This is a genomic window from Frankia sp. CpI1-P (assembly GCF_001421075.1).
GTDB classification, from domain to species: Bacteria; Actinomycetota; Actinomycetes; order Frankiales; family Frankiaceae; genus Frankia; species Frankia torreyi.
Genome location: NZ_LJJX01000006.1, coordinates 82,818 through 108,314 on the forward strand (window position 1 = coordinate 82,818; position 25,497 = coordinate 108,314).

The window sequence follows — 25,497 nt, forward strand, 5'->3', positions numbered from 1 at the left end:
GGCGCTAGGCGGCCATGGGCTGCCCTCGGCGGAGGCTGGTGACGCTGGCCTCCGGTCGCATGGCGGGCGCCGTGAGCAGGGCAGTCGTGCTCCCATCCGCCCGTGGGGCCGGGGCCGGGTTCGCGCAGGTCCGACCGGTCGGACGGCCCTTGGCCGCGCGGGGACGGCCGCCGGCGCCGGGTCGGGCGGCCGGTTCTCCGGCGGGCACCGAGGTGTCCGCCGGGGACAAGTACAGGGCGGGTCCGAAGGGCCGTTTCGGCCGGTTTCCGGACGGTGAAGCACATGTTNCCGCCCGCTGGTGGCCGGGTTGGCCCGNCGATGCCCCCGTGACGGCTGGTTTGGCCCGGTAGTCTCGGTCTGGAAGAACTGGGATGATCGGCGGCGTCCGTCGCCGGCCCGCCCGGGGTATGTATGGAGCGAAGTCGCGAAGAGACGAAACGCCGAGCGAGACGTGAGGGCCGGGCAACGGTGGGTGCGCCACTGCTTGTGGATAATGCCGATCTGTCGGTGAAGACCCTGGGGGCCTGCCGGATAGATTCCCCTCTTATGCCCCTGTTGGGGGAACGGCCGACGACACAGCATTACATCGACGAGGCGGACAAGGTCCTCTACGACGACACCACGTCGATGNTCGCCGCCCGGCAGGTCGATCTCGCGGAGCTACCGGGGTTCGAGCCGGCCGGTCCGCGTCGGAAGATCTACTTCGACCCCTCCAAGACCCGGGTCGGCATCGTCACCTGCGGCGGCCTGTGCCCCGGGCTGAACAACGTCATCCGCGGGCTGGTGCTGGAGCTGACCTCGCACTACCGGGTCCGGCGGATCTTCGGCTTCCGCAACGGGTACCAGGGCTTCATCGCCCGCTACGGGCACGACGTCGTCGACCTGACCCCGGAGAGCGTCGCGAACATCGACGACGACGGCGGGACGATTCTCGGCAGCTCCCGCGGCCAGCAGGACCCCGGCGAGATCGTCGACTGCCTCTCCCGGATGAACATCAACATTCTGTTCGTCATCGGCGGGGACGGCACGCTGCGGGGCGCCAAGGAGATTTCCCGGGTGGCCACCGAACGCGGCGAGAAGATCGCCGTCGTCGGCATCCCGAAGACGATCGATAACGATATCCCCTACATCGATCAGAGCTTTGGCTTCCAGACCGCCTTCGGCAAGGCCGCCGAGTCGATCCGTGTTGCGCATGCCGAGGCGACGTCCGCACCGGGTGGCATGGGCGTGGTCCGCCTGATGGGCCGGCATTCCGGTTTCATCGCCTGTTACGCGACCCTGGCGAAGAGCAACGCCGACGTCGTGCTCATCCCGGAGCTGCCGTTCAAGCTGGAGGGCGAGGGCGGCCTGCTGAACTACCTGCGCCACCGCGTGGTCGAGCGCGGGCACGCGGTCGTCGTCGTCGCGGAGGGCGCCGGCCAGGAGCTCATCACCGACCAGCCGGAGGGCTCCGACGCGTCGGGCAACCGCAAGCTGCACGACGTCGGCCCGGTGCTGTCCCGCCGGATCACCGAACACTTCGCCAACGAGGGCGTCGAGCTGAACCTGAAGTACATCGACCCCAGCTACGCGATCCGCAGCGTCCCGGCCAACCCGTACGACAACGTCTACACGATCCGGCTCGCCCACGCCGCCGTGCACGCCGCGATGTCCGGGCGCACCGAGATGGTCGTCGGCCGCTGGCGCCGCCGCTTCATCCACATCCCGATCGCCCTCGCCGTCAGCCAGCGCAACCAGGTCGACCCCGCCGGCGACCTGTGGATGTCCGTCCTCGAAGCCACCGGCCAGCCCCCCCACTTCGAGTAGCCCCCACCGCCTTTCCTTGTCTTTCCGGAGGGCTTGTCCTTCCAGCGGGACGAATCGGACACGAAGCCCTCTGGAAGGGCAAGGTTCCCGTCCATGGCCGGGGTCGACCCGGTGATCGACCTGTCGGGATGACCGGCAGGCTGGTCACCTGTTTCTGACAGCGAAGCCACGTTCGGAGAGCCGCGGCCGCGGCCGATCACCTGCGTCCTCGACGCCGCCGGCTCCGGCCGGACGCGGCAGGGTTGACGCCGGTTGCCCGCTTCTGACAGCGCGGTTATGTTCGGGATGCTCTGTTCCTCTTCCCGACGGGGGCGTACCCCGCCGGCCGGCCCCAGGCTGCGGTCCTCGAGGTTCCGCGTGCCCCGGGGCGGCGACGGCGCCGCCGCCGCACGAGGACTCTCCACGCAGAGCCGCGATGACGAGGAGCCAGATGGACACGACCCCCACATCCTGGGACGAGACCACCGATGTCGTCGTGGTGGGCACCGGCGCCGCCGGGCTCACCGCGGCGGTCCGCGCCGCCGACGCCGGGGCGCGTGTGCTGGTGGTGGAGAAGACCGCCGTCGTCGGGGGCAGCACCTCGGTCTCGGCGGGGATCGTGTGGGTGCCGCTGAACTCCCACCAGGCCGAGTTCGGCATCTCCGACACCCGGGAGGAGGCGCTCGCCTACATCCGGCGGCTCTCGGGCCGGGTGGCCGACCCCGAGCTGCTCGAGCTGTGCGTGGACCGGGGCGCGGAGATGCTCGAGTACATCGAGACGCACACCCCGCTGAAGATGACGACCATGGCGAAGTACCCGGACTACTACGCCGCCTACGACATCCCGGGGAAGAAGTACGGCGGGCGCTCGTGTGAGCCGCTTCCCTTCCCCGTCGGCGAGCTGCTGCCGGACTGGGCCGCGCGCATCCAGACCAAGGTGGCCGTGCGCGGTCAGGTGGCCCGCAACATGCTCGCCGAGGACATCGGGCAGCGCGAGCGCACCCCGGAGGAGCTGGAGCGGCGCAACCGCGAGGACGTCCGCACGAAGGGCAGCGCGATCGTCGCGGGCCTGCTGCGCGGGGTGCTCGACCGCGGCGTCGAGGTGCGCATGCAGACCCGCGCCGAGCAGCTCCTCGGCGAGGACGGTGTCGTGCGCGGGATCCGGGTGACCGCCNCGGACGGCACGACCTCCACCATCGAGACCAGGCGGGGCGTCGTGCTGGCCAGCGGCGGGTTCGAGTGGAACCGCGAGCTCGTGTCCGCGTTCATCGGCTTCGAGCTGTACCCGATCAGCCCCCAGCACGCGACCGGCGACGGGCAGATCATGGGCATGGAGGCCGGGGCGCTGCTCGGCAACATGCACTCGTTCTGGGGCTCCGGCGCGATGCTGGACCCGACCGACCTCACCCTCGGCGCCCCGCTGCCGACCTTCGACGACGCCCGGGCGGCCGGCGGCACCATCATCGTCAACTCCCACGGCGACCGGTTCGTCAACGAGGCTCAGCCGTACCACGACTTCGCCCACGCCTTCGGCGAGTTCGACGCGACGACGATCGACTTCCCGAACGAGATCGCGTGGATGATCTTCGACGAGGGTGTTCGCTCGCGCAAGCAGATCCTGTCGTTCAAGCCCGGCGACCCCATCCCCGACTGGGTCGCGACCGGCGAGACCATCGCCGAACTCGCCGAGAAGCTGGGCGTCGACCCGGAGCACCTCACCGAGACCGTCGCCGAGTTCAACAAGCACGCGGCCGACGGCGTCGACCCGCACTTCGACCGGCCGCGCGGGATGACCGGATCCAAGATCCGTCCCGTCGACCGCGCCCCGTACTATGCCGTGCGCATCTACCCGGGAACGCTGGGCACCAACGGCGGCCTGNGCACGGATGTCAACGGCCAGGTGCGCCGCGCGCGCGGCGGGGTCATCGAGGGCCTGTACGCGGCGGGCAACGCCGCGGCGAGCCCGCTCGGCTGGGGCTACCCCGGCGGCGGCACCACGCTGTGGACGGGCATGACCATGGCCTACGTCGCCGGCGAGCAGGTCGCCCACAGCCGGGCGCCCGTCGGCGTGGCCTGAACCGATCGACGGCGAGGCCGGGTCCGCACCGTGGGCCCGGCCTCGCCGCGCGTGGGGTCAGTGCGTCCGGGGGTCGTTCGGCGCAGAGTCGTTCGATGCGGGGTCGTTCGGCGCGGGGTCGTTCANCGAGTCGGCGTCGAAGAAGGTGCGCAGACTGCGGATGAGACCGGCGTCGTCGAAGACGAAGTGCGTGGTGACGACGTTCTCGAGCCCGCCCCTGGCACCCGCGTCGATGACCGACAGCGTCGTGGCCACCGCCTCGTTGCCCACCACCGCGACGCGGTCGANCCGGAACGCGACCGACCAGTCCGGCGGAATCCCCTCGACGAAGAACCGGTGCAGGGCTTCGGCCCCACGGGCGACGACATAGCCGGCCGGATCCTCCACGAGGCAGTCGTCGCTGAACAGCGCCTCGCGGCCCGCGACGTCACCCGCCGCGTAGCTGGCGTAGTACGCGGCGATCCGCGCGCGGGCGTCCGCCGGGCTGATGGTGGCCGGTACCGACGACACGAGCTTGGCCAGCAGGCGACCCGTGGATCCCTGGGCGGTCATGCGGCCACCGTCGACGGACCCACGGTCGTGTCATCGTTGCTCCACGCCTTGCGCACCTGCACATCCCTTCGACGAGTTCACCCTGAACGTCCCCGCTCGCGCGGCCTCTCCACCTTGCACCACCGCAGCCGCACGAGCACGTCAGGCGGTGCTGGGCGAGGCCGACGCGGACCGGATCGTCGCCGACCTGGAGGCGCACCGCGGAGAAGGGCGGGGGATCGGTCAGGGGCGGGTGAGGCGGGCGATGAGGCCGGCTCGCACGCCGGGCCATTCGGCGCGGACGATCGAGTAGTAGGCCGAGTCGCGGGCGGTGCCGTCGAGGGCGAGTACGTGGGTGCGGCGGACGCCCTCGAAGCGGGCGCCGAGACGTTCGATCGCCACGCGGGAGCGGGCGTTGCGCGCGTCGGTCTTCAGGCAGACCCGCAGGGCCGCCCAGGTGCCGAAGGCGTGGCCGAGCAGCAGCAGCTTCGCTTCCGTGTTGACGGCGGTGCGTTGGGCCGACGCTGCCAGCCACGTCGAACCGATCTCGGCCACCGACGGTGGGGCGCCCGCCGGGTCGGACGCCGTCGGAGCCTCGCGGGCCGGGGCGCTGGCAGCCAGGGTCTCGTGGGTGGGGGGGTGCTGGACCGGGGCTCCGGCAGCCGGGGTCCCCTCGGCGCTCGACGTGGCCACGGTCGTCCCGCCTGCCGCCGTCGTCACCACCGTGATCGTGGTCGCCGTGGCGGTCGTGGTCGTCGAGCTGTGGACGGCCGTCCCGGCGTCCGACGCCGTCGACCAGTGGAACGTGGTGGAGCGGCCTGCCGCGTCGGCGGGGCCCGATCCGGCGGGGCCTGGCGTCGGCCGCCAGAAGCCGAGGTCGAGGAAGCGGGTGGCGCCCACGATCCGGCCGGAGCCACCGGCGTCACCACCCCGCTCCCGGAGCACGAGTGGGACCGCCAGGCCGCGGTCCCGTTCCGCGACGGCCGCCGCCACGTACCGGGCCATCGCCTCCGGGGTCGCCGGGACATCCGTGAACCCGTAGGTCCGCCGGTCCTCGGTGGCGGCGCGGACCAGACCGTCGAGGTGGCCGGTGTCCATCGGTTCCAGCCGCACGTGGCTGCCGGCGAGTATCGGCATGGTCCAGTCGGGGGGTGTCTCTGACATGGTGCCAGCATGGCGGTAGTCCGTCCGGGCCTACCACCGGTTTTTGGGCGTGGTCAGCGCAGCCCGGAGCGGACGAAGGCGTCGATGACCTGCCGCTGCATGGTGAGGTACAGCGCGAACACCGGCAGGCAGGCCAGGCCGGAGGCGGCCATCACCGCGCCCCAGTCGTCGCCCTCCTGGGTGAGGTAGCCGCGGATGCCGAGCTGGATCACCGAGTTCGCGCGCTGCAGCACGAGCGCGGGCCAGAAGTACTCGTTCCAGGCGGAGATGAACAGCAGGATCGACAGCGAGGCCAACGCTGGGCGCAGGTTCGGCACGACCACAGTCCACAGCGTCGTCCACGACCCCCGTCCGTCGATGCGGGCCGCGTCAAGCAGCTCGCGGGGAAACGCCTGCATGTGCTGGCGGAGCATGAGCACGGCCAGCGCCGAGCACAGGTTCGGCACGATGACGCCCGCGAGGGTGTTCAGCAGGCCCAGGTTCGACAGCACCAGATAGTTGGAGATCATCGTTACCTGGAACGGAATGAGCCAGATCGCCACGAACGCCATGAACAGCACCGTCCGGCCGCGGAACTCCCAGGCGGCGAAGGCGTACCCGGCGAGCAGGCAGACGACGAGCTGGCCGGCGGCGGTGACGACGGCGATGACAAGGGTGTTGCCGAGCAGGCCCACGACATCCAGGCTGTCGAAGACCTGCCGGTAGTTACCGAGGCTCAGCGGCCAGGGCAGCAACGACTGGTCGAAGACGTCGCCGCGGCGGCGGAACGAGCTCGCGAACATCCAGTACACCGGGAAAAGGCTGATCAGGCTCACCAGGGCGAGCATGGAATGGCTGGTCGCGGCCCGCAGGCGGGATGTCCGCACGCTGCTCATCGGTCGTGTCCTCGTGTCGGCGTGTCGGCGGGTCGGCGGGTCGGCGTGTCGGCGGGTCGGTGGGGAGGGACGGGCGCCGGTTGGTGCGGCGCGGCACCGGTCAGTTGTCGGCGAAGCTGTAACGGTCGGCGAGTTTCACCAGGAACGCGGCGACGACGGCGAAGACGGCGAAGAACGCGATGCCGGCGGCCGAGGCGAGACCGGAGTCGAGGCTGCGGAAGCCGTACTCCCAGAGCAGGTAGTAGACGTTCGTCGAGGAGTCCGCCGGCCCGCCCTGGGTGAGCACGTCGAGGAGCGGGAACGTCCACTGACCGGACAGCAGCACCGTCATGAGCAGCATGAACAGCAGCGTCGAGCGCAGTAGCGGCAGCGTCACCCAGCGGGTCACCTGCCAGCGGGAGGCGCCGTCCATCTCGGCCGCCTCGGCGTAGTCGGCGCTGATGCCGGTCAGGCCGGCGGAGATGACGAGGGTGGCGAAACCGAGGATCTGCCAGGCACAGATCCCGAGGATGGNGAGCAGCGCCGTCCGCTCCTCGCGCAGCCAGTTGTAGGAACCGAGACCGAGAGCGTGGTTGACGATTCCCTTGGGGTCCAGCAGCCAGCGCCACACCGCGGCCGTGGCGACCGGCGCCATGAGCATCGNCAGGAAGATCAGTGCACGGTACGTTGCCCGCGAACGGTCGCCCAGGTTCCGGATTCCCAACGCGATGGCGGTGGGCAGGATGATCGAGAAGGGGATCAGGCCGAGCATGTACCAGAGCGTGTTCTCGGCGGCGCCGCGCAACTGGGGGAGGGTGAACACCCGCCGGTAGTTCTCGAACCCGACGTAGGTCCGCGGCGAGGTGGGCAGCAGGTTCCAGTGGTAGAAGGAGAGCTGGACGGCCTCGACGATCGGTTTGTAGGTCCACAGCACCAGGCAGACCAGGCCGGGCAGCAGGTAGAGATACGGCGGCAGGGCGCCCAGCGCCCGCTGGGCAAGCGGCGGGCGAGCGGCCTGGACCCGTCTGACCGGGACCGCCACCGCGGCCCCACCGCCGCCGGAGATCCTCGCGGCGCCGGACGGCGCGACTTCGACGAACACGATCTGGAACTTCCTCTCCGGCAGGCGGACGCCACCCCCGTGCGGGGTCCGACCGGGCCACGCTCGGGGGTGGCGCGCTCCCGCACGCTCGATGGGACGTCAGAGGGCGGCGTGGGCGGCCTGGGCGGCGTGGGCGGTGTACTCGGCGGCGTGGCGGCTGAGATCGTCCAGGCTCAAGTCATAGATCACGTCGGCGGTGCCGATCGGCACCGTGGTGGCCACCGCGCCGGCCGGGTAGACGTCGACCCGGGTGTATTCGCCGCCCACCAGCCCGGTCATCCGGTCTGCCGCCCCGATTACCTGGGCCCGGTAGGCGGTGGCACCCGCCACCCACACCGGGATCCCGCCGAGCACACCCGCCGACGCGTGGTGGGCATGCCCGGTCAGCACGATCTTCACGTCGCTGCCGGCGAGGACGGCCGCGAGGTTCTCCGGTTCGGTGAGCAGCAGCGTGTTGACCGCGGCGATCGGGGAGGGCACGGGCGGGTGGTGCAGGGCCAGCACCGTCCCGGCGGGAGCCGGCGTGGCCAGCTCGTCGGCGAGCCAGCCCAGTTGGGCGGTGCTGAGGAAACCGCCGTGCTGGCCCGGCTCGGTGCTGTCAAGAACGATGACCCGCAGGTCGCCGACCCAGTGCGTGTAGTCGTGCGGCTCGGTGGTCGGCTCCACGCCGAGGAGCCCTGCCCGGAACGGCCCACGCGCGTCGTGGTTGCCCATCCCGTAGAGGACCGGCACCCCCATCCGGGCGGCGACCGGCTCCACCAGCTCCCGCAGCCGTCGGTAGGCCAGCGGATCGCCGCTGTCGGCCAGGTCGCCGGTGAGCAGCAGGACGCCGATCTGCAGCGGGGATGCCTCGAGCTGAGCGAGGACGGCCGACAGCACGGCATGGGTGTCGACCTTGTCGTACAGCCGTTCGCCCGATCGGACGATGTGGGTGTCGCTGATCTGGATCAGGGTGTGGGTGGGCGTGTGGGCGTTCGGGGCGAGCTGGGGGAGCACGGGCATCCCTTCCGCGGGCGTGGCGGACATGTCCGTCGGGGTCACTTGGGCGGCAGGAGGGTGGTGGCCTGCTTCTGCGCGGCGGCCATCGCGGCGGCGGGGTCCTTGTCGCCGAAGACGGCGCCCTCGACCGCGGACATCATCGTGTCGCTGATCTGCAGGTAGTTGTCGCCGGGGAAGGATTCCCACGGCTGCAGCCGGGTGAGCTGGTCGAGGTTGGGCTTGATGAGCGGGTTCGCCTTCGCCCACGCCTGCAGGCCGTTCGGGTCGTCGATGAGCCCGGTGCGCAGCGGCAGGTAGCCGATCTTCGAGGAGATCTGGGTGTAGGCGTGGTCGCTGGTGAGGAACTTGATCAGNTCCCAGGCGGCGCGCTGCTTGGCCGGGTCCTTGCTGAAGACGGCCAGGCCGGAGCCCGAGTTGGTGGGGACAACCGGCTTCGACCCGAACGACGGCTCCTGCGAGGCGCCGAGCTCCCAGTTGTTCGCCTTGGCCCCGGCCATGAACAGCCCCTGCACGGCGCTGGTCTCCAGGATCATCCCGAGCTGTCCGCTGCTGAACGCCTTGAACGCCTGNTGCTGGTCCAGGTTGGGCATGGCGCCGCTGTGGGCCAGGTCAGCCGCGGTCGACACCGCCGAGACGGCCGGCGCGTCGCCGAACGACAGCGTCCGGCCGTCCGCGGACATCACCCGACCTCCCGAGGATCGGACCAGGCTCTGGAAGCACCAGACGGCGGCCTTCGTCAGGCAGTCGACGACGATGCCGTCCTTGCCGGTCCTGGCCTTGATGGCCAGGGCGGCGGTCCGGACGTCGGCCCAGGTCTTCGGCGGGTTGGCCGGGTCGAGCCCGGCCTGGGTGAACAGCGTCCTGTTCAGCCAGAGCACCGGGGTGGAGAAGACGTAGGGCACCGCGTAGGTCTTGCCGTCGACGTTGCCGAGGGGGCGAGCCGTGGGGGCGAACGGGTGGGTGCCGCCGAAGTTGGCCTGCACGGCGTCCCGTCCGACCAGGGTGTCCAGCGGCTGGGCGCCGAGGCTGCCGGCGGCAAACCGCAGCGCGTCGAACGTGACCTGGGCGACGTCCGGCGGGTGACCGGCCAGTACCTGGTTCTTCACGCTGCTGGTGTAGTCGCCGTTCGGCGTGGTGCCCTGCGGCGGCTGGCCCTTGACGGTGATGTTGGGATGCGCGGCCTCGAAGTCGTGCAGCAGTCCCTCGATGACCGGCTTCCAGGTGCCCGTGCTGGTGAGGTTGTAGCTCTCGAAGACGATGGAGACCTTCTGATCCGGGGCGAGTTCGGGGATCGTCGCGGTCGAGCCGGCGCTGGCGCCGGCGGCCGCGCTGGACGGCGTGGACGAGGACGTCGCACACGCGGAGGCCAGCGCGGCGATCAGCACGAGGCCAGCCGCGGCGCGCAGCAGGCGTGGTCGGGCCACGGGCATGCTCCCTGGGGGATNGAGTGGGCCTTGGCTCGGGTGTGGCGGGTGGCTCGGGTGGCTCGGGTGTGGCGGGTGTGGCGGGTCAGACGCCGGCGGTGGTCGGAGTCGCGGTGGTCGGAGTCGCGGTGGTCGGATCGGGGGGAGCCGGCGTCCCGGCGGCGAGGGCGACCGGCACCGCGGGCCGGCTGGCCGGCTGCTGCCAGGTCAGGCGGCGTCCGCTGGCCCGGTCGAACAGGTGGACGCGGGCCGGGTCGACGCCGAGCCGGGTCCGGTCACCGACCGCGAGTCCGATCGGCCGCGGACCGCGTAGCGCCACCGGCTGCCCGTGCACATCGCACCAGGCCACCTCCTCGCTGCCCAGGTTCTCGATCGCGGTGACGACACCCTCGATCTCCACACCGGGGTGGTCTCGCGCGGTGGCGTCGCCGGCCGGGATCCGGCGCAGGCTCTCGGGCCGGAGGCCGAGGGTCACGTCGCGGTCCGGCGCCGTGCCCGGCCACAGGGGGAGGCGCAGCCCCGGTGCCTGCACCGTCAGCATCGGGCCGTCCGCCTCGATGCGGGCCGCCAGCAGGTTCATCGGCGGCGCGCCGAGGAAGCCCGCGACGAACACGGACGCCGGGGTGTCGTACACCTCCGTCGGCGTGCCGACCTGCTCCACCCGGCCGCCGCTGAGCAGCGCCACGCGGGTGGCCATCGACATCGCCTCGACCTGGTCATGGGTGACGTAGACGAAGGTGCGTCCGAGCCGGCGATGCAGGGCGGTGAGCTCGGTACGGGTCGCGGTGCGCAGCTTGGCGTCGAGGTTGGACAGCGGCTCGTCCATGAGGAACGCCTGCGGGTCGCGGACCAGCGCCCGGCCGAGGGCGACCCGCTGGCGCTGGCCACCGGACAGCTCGCGGGGTCGGCGGGCGAGCAGGTGGTCGAGTTCGAGCTGCCCGGCGACCTCGCGGACCCGGCGGCGGATCTCGGCCCGGGGCACGCGGGCGGCCCGCAGTGGGAAACCGATGTTGCGTTCGACGGACAGGTGCGGGTAGAGCGCGTAGCTCTGGAACACCATCGCGAGGTCGCGTTGGCGGGCCGGCAGGTGGGTGATGTCGCGTTCGCCGAGCAGGATGCGGCCCTCGCTCGGCTCCAGCAGGCCCGCGATCATCCGCAGCAGCGTCGTCTTCCCGCATCCGCTCGGGCCCAGCAGCACGAGGAAGTCGCCGTCGGCCACCTCGAGGGAGATGTCGTCGACGGCGCGGACATCGCCGAAGGTCCTCGTCAGGCCCTCGATCCGGATCTCTGCCACCAGCACTCCAGGTAACGTCCGTTCCGGGGGCGGGGCTGCTCCCGGTTTCCTGTTACCTGGGCAGCGTCGAATACCGAGATGAACGGTCTTCGACGGACGGGAAACGGACGGTGGTCACTTATCGCAACGGTTCTCTCTGGCTTCTGGTGGCGAGGGGTGCCATTCGACCTGGTCAAGGCGCCGATTGTGCCGTCGTCGTCTGTTACCGAAAGTGAGAAGATCTGTGGGCTGTGTACCTGCAGTCGGATCCCCACCGTCGGGTATCCGCCCCCGGAGGAGCGACCGCCGAGTGCCTACCGCCGCCGAGGCCCGTCGCCGTGCTCGGTCCCCGCCGGCTCCGGCGGACTCGCCGGCTCGGCCCGCACGGAGTGGCCGAGGACGTCCGGGACCAGGGATGACGCTCGTTGCGGGTCGTTCTCCCGGCNCAGCCCGACGGCAAGCTGCAGCGCGTTGAGCAGCAGCAGCGACGCCAGCCGGCTCGCGATCGTGTCCGTGCCGACCGGCCAGTCGGGCGTCCCGACGACGAGGGTGATGTCGGCGATCTCGGCCAGCGGGCCCGACGTGTAACTGGTGATCCCGACGACCGCGGCCCCGGCGGTGCGGGCGGCCTCGGCGGCGCGCAGCGTCGGCTCGTTCGCGCCGGACGAGGTGATGACCAGGCAGACGTCGGTGGGGGCGAGCAGCCGGGCCGTGATCTCCTGGATGATCGAATCACCCGGCGCCTCCGCCGGACGGCCGATGCTCAGGAAGCGCAGCGCCGCATCCTGGGCGACGGGCCCCGAACCGCCGTTGCCGACGATGAGCAGCCGCCCGGCGGAGTCCAGCAGGTCGACCGCCGGGGTGAGGCACGCGCGGTCCAACGGTCCCAACGCGTCGGCGAGCACCTTCGCCGCCGCCTCGAACACGGTGTCGACCAGCCGCTCGACCGGGTCCCCGGCGCCGGCGCGGCCGACCTCGCCGCGCAGTGCCGCCGCCCCGGCCTCGCGGGCCAGCTCCACCCGGAAGTGCTGGAACCCGCGGAAGCCCAGCGACTGGCAGGCCCGCACCACGGTGGCCGCCGACGTCCCCGCCGCCTCCGCAAGCTGGGCCGCGGACCACTCCACCACCTCCCCCGGACGGGCCAGGCACACCTCGGCCACCCGTTGCTCGCTCGGCACGAGGCTCGGCAGGGTCGCGCGGATGGCCGCGAACAGCCCGCCCGGACGGACGGCACCGGCCGGTCCGGTGAAGGGAGTCACCATGATGGAGGTCTTACACGCCTAAGGTGACGAGCCGGGTGACCCGGTCGGAGAGTCGCCGCNGCGCAGCGCCCCGAGCGCCTCGCGGACGAGCGCGGCGACCTGGTCGGTCTCCGTGAGGAAGCCGTCGTGACCGCTGCGGGAGTGGATGACGCGCAGCGGCGCGCCGGTGAACACGGCGATCTCCTGCTGCAGCCGCAGCGGGTAGAGCCGGTCGGAGTCGACGCCCGCGACGGTGAACGGCACCGGGCAGGCGCGCAGCGCCGCGGCGAACCCGCCGCGGCCCCGTCCGACGTCCTGAGTCATCATCGCCCGGGTCAGGGCGACGTAGGTGCCGGCGTCGAACCGACGGGCCAGCTTGCCGGCGTGATGGTCGAGGTAGGAGGCCACCTCGAACTGCCCGTCCGGGCGGGTCCGGGTGGCGAAGCGGTCCTCCAGCTCCTCCTCGCTGCGGTAGCTGATCTGGGCCATCCGGCGGGCCAGGCCCATCCCCGCGGCGGGCCCCTGCGCCGCCGGCAGGCGGTGGTAGTCGCCGCCGTGCCAGCCCGGGTCGTCGATGATCGCGCGCACCTGCACCGCGTACAGCCCGATCTGCTCCGCCGTCGCGGTGGCGCCGCAGGCCAGCACCACGACCCGCCCGACCCGGTCGGGATGGCCGACGGCCCACTCCAACGCCCGCATCCCGCCCATCGACCCGCCGACCACCGCTGCCCAGCGCCGCACGCCCAGGGCGTCGGCGACCGCCACCTCGGCGGAGACCTGATCGGCGATGGTGATCTCGGGCCAGCGACCGCCCCAGGGATGGCCGTCCGGTGCGGTGGTGGCCGGACCGGTCGTGCCCTGGCAGCCGCCCAGGACGTTGGGGCTGACGACGAACAGCCGCTCGGTGTCGAGCGCCCGGCCCGGCCCGATCAGCCCATCCCACCAGCCCGCGCTCGGATGGCCCGGTTCGGCGGGACCGGCGGCGTGGCTGTCCCCGGTGAGCGCGTGCAGGACCAGCACCGCGTTGCTGGCCGCGGCGTCCAGGCGCCCCCAGGTCTCGTACGCCACCCGCACCCCCGGCAGCACCCCGCCGCGCTCCAGGCGCAGCGGGCCGGGCAGCTCGGCGAACCGCCGCCGCCCGACCGGGTCGACGCCCGCCCGCCACGCCCCGGAGACGGCCGGTGCCCGGTCACCCGCCGGCACGCCGCCACGTGGATCGGCCGTGGTCGGATCGGGGGAGGCCGGGCCGGGGGAGGCCGGGCCGGGGGAGGCCGGTGGCGGCGCCGGTCCGGTCGGCGGGGCCGGACCGGCGCCCCCCGGCTCAGCTCTTGGCGGCACGGAACCCCGCGTCGAGGTCGGCGAGGATGTCGTCGATCCCCTCGATGCCGACCGACAGCCGGATCAGGTCGGGGGTGACCCCGGTCGCGGCCTGCTCGGCCTCGGTGAGCTGGGAGTGTGTCGTCGTCGCCGGGTGGATGATCAGCGAGCGCGCGTCGCCGACGTTGGCCAGGTGACTGAACAGCTCGACTCCCTCGACGAACTTCCGCCCGGCCGCGGCCCCGCCGGCGATGCCGAACGACAGGATCGCCCCCGCGCCGCGGGGCAGCACCTGCTGCGCCCGGGAGTACCACTTCGACGACGGCAGCCCGGGATAGGTCACCCAGCTCACCTCGTCGCGCGCCTCGAGCCACTCGGCCACCCGCTGGGCGTTCGCGGTGTGCCGCTCGACCCGCAGCGACAGCGTCTCCAGCCCCTGCAGCAGCAGGAACGAGGTGAACGGGGAGATCGAGGCGCCGATGTCGCGCAGGAGCTGCACGCGGGCCTTGGCGATGTAGGAGCCGTGGCCGAGCGCCTCCCAGTAGACCAGTCCGTGGTAGCTCGNGTCGGGCGTGGTGAAGTTCGCGAACCGGCCGGACGCGCCGAAGTCGAACCGGCCGCCGTCGACGATGANGCCGCCGATCGCCGTGCCGTGGCCGCCGATGAACTTCGTCGCCGAGTGCACGACGATGTCCGCGCCGTGCTCCAGCGGGCGGTACAGGTACGGGGTGGCCAGTGTGTTGTCGATGATGAGCGGGATGCCGTGGGCGTGGGCGACCTCGGACACCCCGGCGGTGTCGAGGACGTCGCCGCGCGGGTTGCCGATCGTCTCGCCGTAGAACGCCTTCGTGTTCGGGCGGACGGCGTCGCGCCATTCCTCCAGGTCGTCCGGGTCCGCGATGAAGGTGACCTCGATGCCGAGCTTCGGCAGCGTGTAGTGGAACAGGTTGTACGTCCCGCCGTACAGGCTGGACGACGACACCACGTGGTCGCCGGCCTCGGCGAGGTTGAGGATCGCCAGCGTCTCGGCGGCCTGCCCGGACGCGAGCGCCAGCGCCCCGACGCCGCCCTCCAGGGCGGTGATGCGCTGCTCGAACACGTCCTGCGTCGGGTTCCCGATCCGGGTGTAGATGTTGCCGGGCTCGCCGAGCGCGAACAGGGCGGCCGCGTGGTCGGTGTCGCGGAAGACNTAGCTCGTCGTCTGGTAGATCGGCACCGCCCTGGCGCCGGTCGTCGGGTCGGGCTGCGCGCCCGCGTGGATCTGCTGAGTCTCGAACGACCAGCTCTCGGCACTCATTGGGTGACTCTCCCCGTGTCGGTGTGGTGCGGCTGCACTGCGCTGTGGCCGCGTTGCGGCATTGGCTGTGGTGGAACATCGGCTGTGGTGGAACGCCGCCGGCGGGTGGAACGTCGCCGACGGTGGGTCGTCGCCGACGGTGGGTCGTCGCCTGCGGTGGGTCGTCGCCTGCGGTGGGGCGTCGGGTGCGGGCGGCATGATGCCGGGCTTGGCGGGCCGCCGTCCACCGTCAGGGACGTGACGCGGTTGTGACGCGGACGTGACCTGGGTATGCGGCGGCCCGTGGCCGGACGCGGGCCACGGCGGTCACCGGAGCCGGCGCGGCCAGGGCTGGTGGGCGGGATGCCGACGAACGGTCGCGGCGAAAGGGCCCGGTCAGCGACCGGAGGACGCCACGACGGGGGCGGCGCCGCGAGGCCGGCGGACGGCCGGGACGCCGGAGTCCGGGCACCCCACGGAACATCGCACGGCGGCGCGAAACCGTCCCCGATGTCCGACGTGTGACCTCACAGTTGACGACGCTAGCAGCGCGACGCCCCGTTGTCTGCGCCCGGCCGGCCGAAATGGCGCTGGTATTCATGATTGCTGATCTGGAGCGCACCCGCCACCGGTGGGACGGCCGGGACGGGCGACAGTAGAAGGATGGCTGGACTCCTCCTTGGCCCCATCCAACGCCACCCGGACGTCTCCCGCGTCGCCGTCTGGGTGGAGACCGACGCCGCGTGCGAGGTGCTGGTCGCCCTTCCGCCGCAGGTGGTGGGCGAGGGAGAGGGGGACCCGGGTCCGGGCGACCCTGGTCCACTCGGACGGGTCGCGGGCCGCGCGTCGACGTTCGAGGTGGCCGGGCACCACTACGGCCTAATCGTCGCGGACGGTCTTGTGCCCGGGGAGCCGGTTCCGTACGAGGTGTGGCTGGCCGGGGCCGCGGCGCCTCCCCTGCGGGTGTGGCCCGAGCCCGGGGCGCCCCCGAGCCTGCTGCGGCCGGTCGGCGGCGGCGAACCGGTGCGCATCGTCTTCGGCTCCTGCCGGGTCACCGCGCCGCAGGAGCCGCCGTACACCCTGAACGCCGACGACGACAGCCAGGGCCTGGGCACGGACGCGCTGCACGCGCTCGCGCTGGAGCTGCCCACCCGCGACCCCGCCACCTGGCCCGGCGCCCTGCTGCTGCTGGGCGACCAGGTCTACGCCGACCACGTCTCCCCGCAGACCGCCNCGCGGATCCGGCGGCGACGCGACGTCACCGCTCCCCCGGGGGAGGAGATCGCCGACTTCGAGGAGTACACCTGGCTCTACCAGGAGGCCTGGTCGCAGCCGGAGATCCGCTGGCTGCTGTCCACGGTCCCCACCGCCATGATTTTCGATGATCACGACGTGCGCGACGACTGGAACATCTCCGCGGCGTGGCGCGCGCAGATCAGGACCGAGCCCTGGTGGGACGCGCGGATCACCGGCGGGATCATGGCCTACTGGCTGTACCAGCACCTGGGCAACCTGACACCGGACGAGCGTGACCGCGATCCGGTTCACCGAGCCGTCATCGCGGCCGGCCAACCCGGCCCAGACGGCCTCAGCGGCCCCGGCCCGTCCGCGGAGGACCTGCTGCGCGCCTTCGCCCGGCGTTCCGACGCCGACGCCGACCGAGCCGTCCCCGACCACCCCCACCCCACGGACCCCCACCCCACGGACCCCACCGAGCCCGAGCAGGCCGAGGTCGACGCCCAGGCCGAGGCCGACCTGGGCGTCGTCGAACCGCGGGAGCGGTCGGTGCGGTGGAGCTTCCGCTGGGATCTGGGCCGGACCCGGCTGGTCGTGATCGACTCGCGGGCGACGCGGGTCGTCGCGGCGGACGGCACGCGGGCGATGGTCGACGCCGCCGAGTGGGCCTGGGTGTGCCGGCAGACCGAGCACACCGGCGAGGTCGACCATCTGCTGCTCGGCACGTCGGTGCCGTACCTGCTCAGCCCGCTGATCCACAACGTCGAGGCGGCCAACGAGCAGATCGCGGCGGGCCGGTGGGGCCGCCGCGCCGCCGAGGTGGCCGAGCGGCTGCGCCAGGCGCTCGATCTCGAACACTGGGCGGCGTTCGGCGCGTCCTTCGACGCGATGACGGAGCTGCTGCGCGCCGTCAGCGCCGGCGAGCACGGCCCCGCCCCGGCCAGCGTCGTCGTGCTGTCGGGCGACGTGCACCACGCCTACCTCGCCCGAGCCGACCTGTCGAAGGTCGGGCCGGCCGGGGTCGACGTGCCGGTGTGGCAGGCGGTCTGCTCGCCGTTCCGCAACCCGCTCGGCCCCGGGATCCGCCGGATCGACGCCCTGTCCCGCCGGACCCCGTTCGCCGTGGCGTCGGGGGCGGTCGCGCGACTCGCCGGCGTGCCCCGGCGGGCGCTGCGCTGGACGGTGACCGACGGCCCCTGGTTCGACAGCCAGCTCGCCGTGCTGGAGCTCGAGGGCCGCACCGCGCGCCTGACCGTGTCGAAGACCGAGCCGGACGGCACCCCCGGCGGCCTCGACCCCGTCCTCGTCGCCGACCTCACCCCGTGACCCTCACCCCTGGACCCTGGAAGGGCTGCTGGGTGGTGGTCGCCCGAGGGGAGCCGACCACCCCCACCCTCATTTCTGGCGGAGATCGGGAAACGGCACGACGACCACGGCTGACCGGTCGTGGTCGATGGCGAGGCTGGCGCAGGGCAGACCGCGCGCCCATGGCCGGCCGAATCCGCTGTCGTCGACCGACCATGAGGAAAACCCGTAGGAATCCAGTGCTCGCCGGAGATCGGCCACGATCTCCGCGCGAGGACGGCAGCGATCCGCCGCTACCAGGCTGACCGCGTCGTGNTGGAAGGCGGCGAACCGCCGCCCCAGGTCAGAAACACCCGCGAACGGTCGCAGTCCCAGGGATCCGCAGGCGTCCTTGCGCGGGAACACGGCGATTCCCCCGTCGTCGCGCAGGCAGGCGNCTGCATCGCCACCAGACTCGAGCCCGGAGCGCCGCCACATCTCGAGACAGGCACCGACAGGATCGGCCGCGGCAGCACCACCGATGACAGCGGNATCGCTCTGAAGGCTGACGGCGGAATAGCAACCAACGGCGCTCGCCCGGTCGGCCAGGCCACCCGGTCGCAGGCCCCAGCCGGCCGCGGCTAGGCAGGTGACGACCACCACAGTGCCCGGGAGCAGCACCCGCCGTCGCCGCCACCACCGTTTCGGCGACGACCGCAGCGAAGCGGCGACGTAACGTTCGAGCAGAATCCGACGCTGCTCCAGCCGCTCCCCGGGAATCGACCGCGGCGGCGGAAGTTGCCCAAACTCCAGATCAGACATCTCGCGCCATTTCCTGACCGGGTAGGTCTCCCGTCGGACCGGCTACACCGGCAGGGAGATCCCAGGAGTCAGCCGCCGTCCGCACCTTTTTCAGCCGGCCGCGCGCCCGCNCCAACCGTGACCGCACCGTCCCCACCGGGATACCAAGCGCCACCGCGGCCTCCGCATAGGTCAGACCCTCCATCGCCACCAGTACGACGGCCTCCCGCATCCCGCGATCCAGCACCGCGAGCTCGTCCAGGACCGCCCGCATCCGCCGCTCGTCATCCAGCCGCGATACGACGTCGTCGGCATGGTCCGGCTCCGCGCGCGCCGGCGGCAGCCGGTACAGCGCCGCGTCGTACCGACGGGCGGCGCGCCGCTGGTTGCGCATCACGTTCGTCGCGACACCGAGCAGCCAGGACCGCAACGACCCCGACACCACCACCGCGTCGGACCGCCGCCGCCACGCCTCCAGGAAGACCACCGACGTCGCGTCCTCAGCCTCGCCCCACGACCCGAGACGGTGGAAGCAGTACGAGTGCACGACGCCCGCATGCGCCCTGAACAGCCGCCCGAACGCCGCGCCGTCCCCGCGGGCGGCCCGCGCCAGCAGTGCCTCGTCCGACTCGGACTCACCCGTCATCGCTGCCCCATACCGGTTATGTGTCCGCCCGGCGCCGTCCGGTTCCCGCAGCCCCACGAGAAGTGCACAGCAGCCCGGCGGGCGACCAGCCNGCGGTTGCGGTGCGTGCTGCACGGTCTGAACCCTGTAGGCCGTGCGTGTCGCACCGCAACGCGCGCCGCAACTGTGCGAAGGACCTGCTTGTCCAGGAGTGTCTAGGTGACGGCGAGTTCCGAGGCGAGGCCGGCGCGGGTGGCGAGTTCGACCGCGAGCTCGCGGGCGTGCGGCAGGATCGCGGGGACGTCGGCGGTGAGGATCTGCGCGCCGGCGACGATCCGTTCGCCGTCGACCCACACGCCGGCGATGTCCCGCGTACCCGCGCAGTACACGACGGCCTGGTAGGGGTCGTGCACGAACGCCATCGACGGGCTCGCCTCGGCGAACAGCACCAGGTCGGCGGCCTTGCCCACATCCAGGCTGCCGACGGTGTCGTCGAGGCCGAGCGCGCGGGCACCGCCGAGGGTCGCCATCCGCAGCACCGCCGGCGCGGTCAGGACGTCGGCCTGCTGGTGGTGCACCTTCTGCAACAGGGCCGCGGTCTTGACGGTCGCCAGCATGTCCTGGCTGTCGTTGCTGGCGGCGCCGTCCACCCCGAGGCCGACGGGCACCGAGTCCCGCAGCAGCCGCGGCACCTGGCATACCCCGCTGGCCAGGATCATGTTCGACACCGGGCAGTNCGCCACGGCGACCGCGTGCCGGCGCAGCAACGCGACGTCGTCGTCGGAGAGCCAGACGCAGTGCGCGGCGACGGTCTGCGCGTCGAGCAGGCCGAGGCGGGCGGCGACCTCGATGGAGCTGGCCCCGCGGGCCGTGCGCGACGCCGTCACCTCCTCCCGCACCTCGTGCAGGTGGACGTGCAGCCGGTCCGTCTCGGCCAGCAGCGACCGCGTGGCCGCGAGCAGCGTGTCGCTGCTGGACGGGATGGTGGCCAGGCCGACCCGGAACCGGGTGCGTCGGGAGGCCGCCGCGGCCTGGGCGAGTGCGTGGTGCTCGGCGACGATCCGGTCGACCGGGTAGCCGTGCGGGACGTCCGCCGGGCCGAACGAGACGTCCCCGCGCAGCCCGACGACGTCGAGCGCGTCGACGATCCCGGGGGTGATCGCCGGGGTGCCCGGCGCGGAGCAGAACATGTCCCCGACCGTCGTCACCCCCGACAGGGCCATCTCGGTCGCCTTGAGCAGGGTGCCCACGTAGGCCATGTCCCGGGTCAGGTGCGCCTCGATCGGCTCGACCACGTGGACGAACCACTCCCACAGCGTGTGGGTCTCCCCGATGCCGGTGACCAGGCCCTCCGAGAAGTGCCCGTGGCAGCTCACGAAGCCGGGGGTNAGGATCCCGCCGCCGTCGCCGAGGACCGGTAGGTCCGCGAACCGCGCCGCGATCGCGGCGTACCCGTCGACCGCGGCGATGCGCCCGTCGACCACCGCGACCGCACCGTCGCGCACGTGCCCGGCCGCGCCCATGGTCAGCACATGCCGGGCCCGCAGTACGAAGGTGGTCGGCTCGACGGCGGCGGGATCAGTCACTTCAGGCCTATGGTCTTGTCGATGTACTGGTTGGTGAACAGGCTGGCGGGGGNGAGTCCGCTGCGCACCGGCTTCTTCTGGCCGGCGTAGATCGGGGTCAGGATCTGGATCATCCGGTTGACCCGGCTCTGCTCCATGTCGCCGATCGTCGCGTTCGACCCGTTGGAGACCAGCCCGCGGTCCTTCATCGTCTGCACGGCGTACGCGGCGAGCCCCGGCGAGTAGTTCCACACCGAGGCGGCGTCCGCCTTGACCGCCTTGATGATGAGCCCGTTCGCCGTCTGCGGGTGGGCGAGGAAGTCGACCTGCGAGCGCTGCACGATCGGCACCAGCTTCTTCAGGCACGGGGCGAGCTTCGCCTCGTCGCCGGTGCGGACCGACAGGGCCTGGCCGTACACCGGGTAGCCGGTGTCGTTGACGAGCTGGAGGTTGACGTCGTAGCTGTGCCCGTCACCGAGCTCGTGCTTGTAGATGTAGGGCTCCGAGGTGGCGAAGNCGGCCTCGGCGATCTTGCCGTCCTCGGCGACCCAGCGTGACGGGGAGCCGTCGTAGCTGCCGTCGACCTGGCCCTGGCGCAGGATGCCGGCGCCGAGCAGGTACTGCATGTAGGCGTCGGTCTCGTAGTAGAGGACCTTGGTGTCGGTCTGCCCGATGTCGACCAGCGTCGTGAAGTTCGGATGCTTGCTCTTGTCCCACATGATCATCATGGGGGCCACCTCGAACGGCGCGAACACCGCCCTGGTCGGCTGGGAGGCCGAGTTCTGGATGGCCTCATCCGTGGAGACGATCCCCAGATTGATCGACTTGTCCACGTACATCTGGGCGCTGACCTGCTCGTACCCGATGGCCGCGCCGCCGAACCGGACCTCGATGTTGACCCCGGTGTCCTTGCCGCCGGAGACGAGGGAGCCGGTGATCCGCTTCTTGCCGGTGTCGACCTTCGCGTCCGGTCCGATCAGGTTGTACAGGAATCCGTACTCGGACTCGGCGAACCAGTCGGTCTGGACCACGACGGTGGCGGGGCAGGCGCCGGTCAGGTCGAGTGCGCCGCCGGACGCGACGGCCGGCGCCGCGGAGGTGGACCCCCCGCCGGTGGACCCGGCGGCGGACCCGCCGCCGGAGTCCCCGCTGCACGCCGTCAGGGTCAGGGCGAGCGCCGTGCCGAAGGCGACGGCGGCTCCTCGTCGGAAACGTCCCATGTTGCTCCTTCTCGTGAAGACCCCCGGGCTCGTGGAACCCCCCGCGGGCCGGGTGTGACACAGCTCCGCGGGCCGCCGGTGCCGCCGGGATCGACGGACGCGGCCACCCGCGGCGTCAGGGCGTCTCGGCGGCGTACCAGCGACCGGTGACCAGCCGGCTCAGCCAGCCGAAGAACGTGAACACGACGACTCCCAGCAGCGAGGCGAGGATGACCGCGCCGAACAGCTGCTGGGAGAGCAGTCGCGCCCGGTAAAGATCGATCAGGACGCCGATCCCCGGCTTGCCCTGCTTGAAGAAGAAGTCGCCGACGACCGCCCCCACGACGGACAGCCCGGCGGAGACCTGGAATCCGGCGAACGTCGCCGGCATCGCGGCCGGGAGCTGCAACGACACCAGCCGGCGCCAGCGGGGGATGCGGTGCAGCCGGAACAGGTCGAGCATGCTCTGGTCGACCGACCGCAGGCCGAACAGCGTGCTGCTGATCACCGGGAACAGGGCGATGAGGACGCAGACGATCACCCGGCTGAGGAAGCCGTAGCCGAACCAGAAGCCGATCAGCGGCACCATCGCCAGGGTGGGGATGGTCTGCAGGATCACCGCGTACGGGTACACCGACTTCTCGATCCACCGGGCCTGNCTCATCGCGATCGCCACGGCCATGCCCAGCCCGATCGACACCCCGAGGCCGATGAGCGCCACCGACGTCGACAGCCACAGCGCCCGCAGAAGCTGCGCGAGGTTGTGGCCGTCGAGGAAGGCGACGCGGACGACCGAGTCGGGACTGGGCAGCAGGAACCGGCGGTCCCGGTCGAGCACCACGAGGCTCACGAAGTACCAGACGCCGATGATGACCGCGAACAGGACGAGCGGGGCGAGGCGGTCGCGCCAGGTCGCCCGTGGCCGTCCCGTGCGCAGCGCCCGGCTCCCGCCGCGGACCAGGGCCGCCATCCGGCCCGCGCCGCGCCGTCCGTCGGGCGCGGGCACGGGTCCGCCTCCCTGACCGGGGGTCGTCGGCCCGCCGACGACCCCCGGCGCACTCACGCGGGCTCCCCGGCGCGCAGGCAGCGCGAGACCGCGGCGGTCAGGTGGGTGAAGTCGTCCCGAAAGCGCAGCTCCGCCGGGCGCGGAAAGCCGAACGGGACGGTGAATTCGGCGACCACCCGGCCGGGGCGCGGCGACATCACCAGGACCCGGGTCGACAGGAACACCGCCTCCGCGACCGAGTGGGTGACGAACAGAGCGGCACCGAAGCGGCGCAGCTCGAACAGTCGCAGCAGCTCGCCGCCGAGGCGCTCCCGGGAGATCTCGTCGAGGGCGCCGAACGGCTCGTCCAGCAGGAACAGGTCGGGGGAGAGCACCAGCGAGCGGGCGAGGGACACCCGCATCCGCATCCCGCCGGACAGCGAGCGGGGCCGGTGCCGCTCGAACCCGCCGAGCCCCACCAGATCGATGACCTCGGCGGCCCGCGGCCGGTACTCGGCGCGGGGCACGCCGGTCAGCTCGGCCAGCGTCTCCACGTTGCGCCGCACGCTGCGCCAGGGCAGCAGGGTCGGATCCTGGAAGACGTAGCTGATCCGGTCGGTCGACGGCGACACCGTGCCGGCGGTGGCCTCGGTCAGGCCGGACGCCAGCCGCAGCAGGGTGCTCTTGCCGCAGCCGGACGCGCCGACGATGCTCACGAACTCGCCGTCACGGACCGCCAGGTCGACCGGAGCGAGGGCCTGGGTGCCGTCCGGGTAGCGCTTCTCGACGCCGGTGAACGTCACCAGCGTCGGCGGGAGGTCGCCCGCCGCTCCGCCCGCTGCCCCGATCTCCTGGACCGTCCCGACGTCCTGGACCGCCCCGGCCTCCCCGCCTGGGCCGGCCTCGCGCGATTCGTTGCTGTATGTCCAAATATGATGCCGCATGACCCGTGGGCCTAACCGTTCCGTGCTCCGGTGGATGCCGCCCGTGTTCCCGATCCGGCCGAGGAGAGGGTGGTCGGTGCGGGGCTTCCCGGCGGCGGCCAATTGACCGATGTTGTGGCCAGGTCGCGCGGATAGACGACGGCGAAGGTTCCATCGGTGTCCTGTTCGACGGCCGTTGCGGAAAGTGTGTTCTGGTGGGTTCCGTCGAAACGGACACCGTTCCACGGCATGATGGTCGCNGCCCCNGGGAGATCGATCGCGACAAGTGCGGAGCGTATCCGTTCCCGTGCGGAACTGTCGGCGTCCTCGATTGCCTGGGCATAGATTGCCACCGCGGTGAAGGCGGTTGCCGCCTCCGCCGTCATCGCCGCCCCGAAGTCGTGCTGATAACGTTCGGTGACCGCCGCGGCGAGCGGGTTGGCGCGGGTGATGGGCAGCGACCACGGAACCTGCCTGCTCACCCGGCCCGCGAACCCGGGGATTGCGGCGAGCCGGGCGGCGTCCGCGGGGGCGCCGTAAACGACGACGGCAGGCGGCGTATACCCGGTGGCCTGGAACGCGTTTCCGAGCCTTTCCCCCGCGCCGGAGGCCGTCGCCACCAGGACGACGTCGGGCGCGGCGGTCTGGATCGCCCCCACCGCGGCGGTGGGATCGGTGTCACCGGGTTCGTAGGGCGCGCTCGCCACGATCTGGTAGCCGGCCTCCTCGCCGTACTCGGCGATGATCGAGTTCAGGTCGGTGCCGGTCGCGTCGTTGCTGTAGAGCACAGCCACCCGTCGACGCTCCTGGCCAGGCTGTTCGGNGTTGTGCAGCAGGGACAGGAAGGCGCCGCCGTAGTCCGCGGCGTCGGGTCCGGCCCGGAAGAACCAGCTCAGCCCGCGCTCGGTGAGTGCCGTGAACGCGGCGTCGCCGCTGAGGAACGGGGTCTGCAGTCGCTCGGCCCGCTGGCTGGCGTCCAAAGTGGCCTCGGCGCCGAACGCACCGACGATGCCGGCCACGCCGTCGTCGTTCACCAGGGTCGACGTACCGTCCGCCGCGCGTTGGCGGTCGCTTTTCGTGTCCAACGTCACAATCGATAGTCGGGCGTGACCGGCGGGCCCCCAGATTCGCCCGGCCGAGTATCCGGACCAGTCTTCTCCGGTGTTGATGAGACGGCTGGCGAGTTCCGCTCCCCGTTGGGCGTCACGGCCGGCTTCCGTGTTCCCACCCGTCAACGGGGCGAGAAGGCCGATCTTGACCTCGCCGGAAACCGCGGGCGGCCCGGGATTGTCGCCACCGCCGCAGCCCGCGAGTGCGGCGATGCAGAGCAGCGCAACACCCGCCGCGCCCGCCCTTCGAAAACCGTGGATCATCACGCTCCCCGTGCGCCCGGCTGGAGTGAGGGGTGAAAGCTACAGCGACCGCGACGACACTAGTGGTTTGACGCCGGTCAAGCGCAGCGGGGTTGGCTCATCCCGGACGATTGCGCGCCCGTTCGTCAAGTGACCCCGCTGGCAGTCGTGTCCGGTGCGCAAATAGCCTTTTGGTTCGCCAGCCGCGGCGACGCTGACCGTCATGCGGTCGGGTGCGCAGGGCCCCGCGCAGGGGCGGCGCTCCCCAGGCGCCGCCCGGGGTTCCGGGGTCGGGATTCGGGCGTTCGAGAGGCGGAGAGGTACGGGGCGCGTGATCGAGCCAGAAAGGGGCGGGACGTGACGGGAGAGCCGCCGGACACCTCCCGCGGGGTCCTCGACGGGGGCCGGGATCTCGCCGGGGTTCAGGGTCCAGACGGGGTTCANGGTCCGGGTGTGGTGCAGGGTCTCGACCGGGGCCGGGATG

At 72.1% G+C, this 25,497-nt stretch carries 11 protein-coding genes and 25 pseudogenes; 7 read left to right on the forward strand and 29 right to left on the reverse strand.

Features of this window, described 5'->3' with window-relative positions; all coding sequences use genetic code 11:
- Nucleotides 1–468: 468 nt before the first annotated feature.
- The 5 genes and pseudogenes from FF86_RS41425 to FF86_RS41440 all read left to right on the forward strand — a co-directional run.
- Nucleotides 469–630 (forward strand): annotated as a pseudogene (locus FF86_RS41425) (ATP-dependent 6-phosphofructokinase); the annotation flags it as partial.
- Nucleotide 631: 1 nt separating this feature from the next.
- Nucleotides 632–1,806, forward strand: a pseudogene (locus tag FF86_RS05955) (ATP-dependent 6-phosphofructokinase); the annotation flags it as partial.
- Nucleotides 1,807–2,236: 430 nt separating this feature from the next.
- The coding region (locus FF86_RS41430) for an FAD-dependent oxidoreductase (protein ID WP_242418258.1) at nucleotides 2,237–2,959 on the forward strand (723 nt) is incomplete at its 3' end.
- Between the two features lies 1 nt (nucleotide 2,960).
- Nucleotides 2,961–3,664, forward strand: a pseudogene (locus FF86_RS41435) (FAD-binding protein); the annotation flags it as partial.
- 1 nt (nucleotide 3,665) lies between these two features.
- Nucleotides 3,666–3,862, forward strand: a pseudogene (locus FF86_RS41440) (FAD-binding protein); the annotation flags it as partial.
- A gap of 126 nt (nucleotides 3,863–3,988) precedes the next feature.
- On the opposite strand, the pseudogene FF86_RS41445 reads toward FF86_RS41440, so the two are convergent.
- From FF86_RS41445 to FF86_RS65405, 18 genes and pseudogenes are all read right to left on the reverse strand, one after another.
- Nucleotides 3,989–4,149 (reverse strand): annotated as a pseudogene (locus FF86_RS41445) (nuclear transport factor 2 family protein); the annotation flags it as partial.
- Nucleotide 4,150: 1 nt separating this feature from the next.
- Nucleotides 4,151–4,414, reverse strand: a pseudogene (locus tag FF86_RS41450) (nuclear transport factor 2 family protein); the annotation flags it as partial.
- A gap of 222 nt (nucleotides 4,415–4,636) precedes the next feature.
- On the reverse strand, nucleotides 4,637–5,557 hold the full coding sequence (locus FF86_RS05970; protein ID WP_044884089.1) for a GNAT family N-acetyltransferase: 921 nt from the start codon (nucleotides 5,555–5,557) through the stop codon (nucleotides 4,637–4,639).
- A gap of 53 nt (nucleotides 5,558–5,610) precedes the next feature.
- Nucleotides 5,611–6,432, reverse strand: a complete 822-nt coding sequence (locus tag FF86_RS05975; protein ID WP_044884088.1) for a carbohydrate ABC transporter permease — start codon at nucleotides 6,430–6,432, stop codon at nucleotides 5,611–5,613.
- Nucleotides 6,433–6,532: 100 nt separating this feature from the next.
- Nucleotides 6,533–6,945 (reverse strand): carbohydrate ABC transporter permease (locus FF86_RS41455; RefSeq protein WP_242418259.1); only part of this gene is annotated, 413 nt, incomplete at its 5' end.
- Nucleotide 6,946: 1 nt separating this feature from the next.
- Nucleotides 6,947–7,074, reverse strand: a pseudogene (locus FF86_RS41460) (sugar ABC transporter permease); the annotation flags it as partial.
- A gap of 1 nt (nucleotide 7,075) precedes the next feature.
- Nucleotides 7,076–7,513: pseudogene (locus tag FF86_RS41465) on the reverse strand (carbohydrate ABC transporter permease); the annotation flags it as partial.
- Between the two features lie 99 nt (nucleotides 7,514–7,612).
- Nucleotides 7,613–8,515 (reverse strand): metallophosphoesterase, encoded by a 903-nt coding sequence (locus FF86_RS05985; protein ID WP_044884087.1) that lies wholly within the window; start codon nucleotides 8,513–8,515, stop codon nucleotides 7,613–7,615.
- A 35-nt stretch (nucleotides 8,516–8,550) separates the two neighbouring features.
- Nucleotides 8,551–8,865: pseudogene (locus FF86_RS41470) on the reverse strand (ABC transporter substrate-binding protein); the annotation flags it as partial.
- A gap of 1 nt (nucleotide 8,866) precedes the next feature.
- A pseudogene (locus FF86_RS41475) lies at nucleotides 8,867–9,081 on the reverse strand (ABC transporter substrate-binding protein); the annotation flags it as partial.
- A 1-nt stretch (nucleotide 9,082) separates the two neighbouring features.
- A pseudogene (locus FF86_RS41480) lies at nucleotides 9,083–9,942 on the reverse strand (extracellular solute-binding protein); the annotation flags it as partial.
- Nucleotides 9,943–10,021: 79 nt separating this feature from the next.
- Nucleotides 10,022–11,230: an ABC transporter ATP-binding protein gene (locus FF86_RS05995; protein WP_044884166.1), complete on the reverse strand. Its 1,209-nt coding sequence runs from the start codon at nucleotides 11,228–11,230 to the stop codon at nucleotides 10,022–10,024.
- Between the two features lie 425 nt (nucleotides 11,231–11,655).
- Nucleotides 11,656–12,471, reverse strand: a pseudogene (locus tag FF86_RS06000) (MurR/RpiR family transcriptional regulator); the annotation flags it as partial.
- 60 nt (nucleotides 12,472–12,531) lie between these two features.
- A pseudogene (locus tag FF86_RS06005) lies at nucleotides 12,532–13,788 on the reverse strand (homoserine O-acetyltransferase); the annotation flags it as partial.
- Nucleotides 13,772–14,331 (reverse strand): PLP-dependent transferase (locus FF86_RS41485; RefSeq protein ID WP_242418260.1); only part of this gene is annotated, 560 nt, incomplete at its 5' end. The pseudogene FF86_RS06005 and the gene FF86_RS41485, both read right to left, overlap by 17 nt.
- Before the next feature lies 1 nt (nucleotide 14,332).
- Nucleotides 14,333–14,400 (reverse strand): annotated as a pseudogene (locus FF86_RS41490) (hypothetical protein); the annotation flags it as partial.
- Nucleotide 14,401: 1 nt separating this feature from the next.
- Nucleotides 14,402–14,956 (reverse strand): annotated as a pseudogene (locus FF86_RS41495) (aminotransferase class I/II-fold pyridoxal phosphate-dependent enzyme); the annotation flags it as partial.
- Nucleotide 14,957: 1 nt separating this feature from the next.
- Nucleotides 14,958–15,262 (reverse strand): annotated as a pseudogene (locus tag FF86_RS65405) (O-acetyl-L-homoserine sulfhydrolase); the annotation flags it as partial.
- Nucleotides 15,263–15,706: 444 nt separating this feature from the next.
- On the opposite strand from FF86_RS65405, the pseudogene FF86_RS41505 reads away from it, so the two are divergent.
- Both FF86_RS41505 and FF86_RS06015 read left to right on the forward strand, forming a co-directional pair.
- Nucleotides 15,707–16,276: pseudogene (locus FF86_RS41505) on the forward strand (alkaline phosphatase family protein); the annotation flags it as partial.
- Between the two features lies 1 nt (nucleotide 16,277).
- Nucleotides 16,278–17,605 (forward strand): annotated as a pseudogene (locus FF86_RS06015) (alkaline phosphatase family protein); the annotation flags it as partial.
- A 69-nt stretch (nucleotides 17,606–17,674) separates the two neighbouring features.
- Here FF86_RS06015 and FF86_RS41510 read toward each other — a convergent pair.
- The 11 genes and pseudogenes from FF86_RS41510 to FF86_RS41540 all read right to left on the reverse strand — a co-directional run.
- A pseudogene (locus tag FF86_RS41510) lies at nucleotides 17,675–17,899 on the reverse strand (hypothetical protein); the annotation flags it as partial.
- Nucleotides 17,900–18,377: 478 nt separating this feature from the next.
- On the reverse strand, nucleotides 18,378–18,495 hold a 118-nt coding region (locus FF86_RS65410), incomplete at its 5' end, for a hypothetical protein (protein ID WP_396229791.1).
- Nucleotide 18,496: 1 nt separating this feature from the next.
- A pseudogene (locus FF86_RS65415) lies at nucleotides 18,497–19,010 on the reverse strand (RNA polymerase sigma factor); the annotation flags it as partial.
- Between the two features lie 194 nt (nucleotides 19,011–19,204).
- Nucleotides 19,205–19,725: amidohydrolase family protein (locus FF86_RS41515; RefSeq protein ID WP_242418261.1), on the reverse strand; the 521-nt coding region annotated here is incomplete at its 5' end.
- 1 nt (nucleotide 19,726) lies between these two features.
- Nucleotides 19,727–20,377 (reverse strand): annotated as a pseudogene (locus FF86_RS41520) (amidohydrolase family protein); the annotation flags it as partial.
- Nucleotides 20,378–21,889: 1,512 nt separating this feature from the next.
- A partial coding sequence (locus FF86_RS41525; protein WP_242418262.1) for an ABC transporter permease occupies nucleotides 21,890–22,411 on the reverse strand: 522 nt, incomplete at its 5' end.
- A 1-nt stretch (nucleotide 22,412) separates the two neighbouring features.
- Nucleotides 22,413–22,723, reverse strand: a pseudogene (locus FF86_RS63985) (ABC transporter permease); the annotation flags it as partial.
- A gap of 89 nt (nucleotides 22,724–22,812) precedes the next feature.
- Nucleotides 22,813–23,682 carry an ABC transporter ATP-binding protein gene (locus tag FF86_RS06045; RefSeq protein WP_083507149.1) on the reverse strand — a complete coding sequence of 290 codons (870 nt, stop codon included), beginning with the start codon at nucleotides 23,680–23,682 and terminating at the stop codon, nucleotides 22,813–22,815.
- A gap of 11 nt (nucleotides 23,683–23,693) precedes the next feature.
- Nucleotides 23,694–23,921: pseudogene (locus FF86_RS41530) on the reverse strand (ABC transporter substrate-binding protein); the annotation flags it as partial.
- Between the two features lie 7 nt (nucleotides 23,922–23,928).
- A pseudogene (locus FF86_RS41535) lies at nucleotides 23,929–24,484 on the reverse strand (ABC transporter substrate-binding protein); the annotation flags it as partial.
- 1 nt (nucleotide 24,485) lies between these two features.
- Nucleotides 24,486–25,034 (reverse strand): annotated as a pseudogene (locus tag FF86_RS41540) (ABC transporter substrate-binding protein); the annotation flags it as partial.
- Between the last annotated feature and the right edge of the window lie 463 nt (nucleotides 25,035–25,497).

Excerpts from the sequence above, each read along its gene's own strand:
- FF86_RS05970 (WP_044884089.1), bottom strand. The coding sequence starts at position 5,557 with ATGTCAGAGACACCCCCCGACTGGACCATGCCGATACTCGCCGGCAGC.
- FF86_RS05975 (WP_044884088.1), bottom strand. The coding sequence starts at position 6,432 with ATGAGCAGCGTGCGGACATCCCGCCTGCGGGCCGCGACCAGCCATTCC.
- FF86_RS05985 (WP_044884087.1), bottom strand. The coding sequence starts at position 8,515 with ATGCCCGTGCTCCCCCAGCTCGCCCCGAACGCCCACACGCCCACCCAC.
- FF86_RS06045 (WP_083507149.1), bottom strand. The coding sequence starts at position 23,682 with ATGCGGCATCATATTTGGACATACAGCAACGAATCGCGCGAGGCCGGC.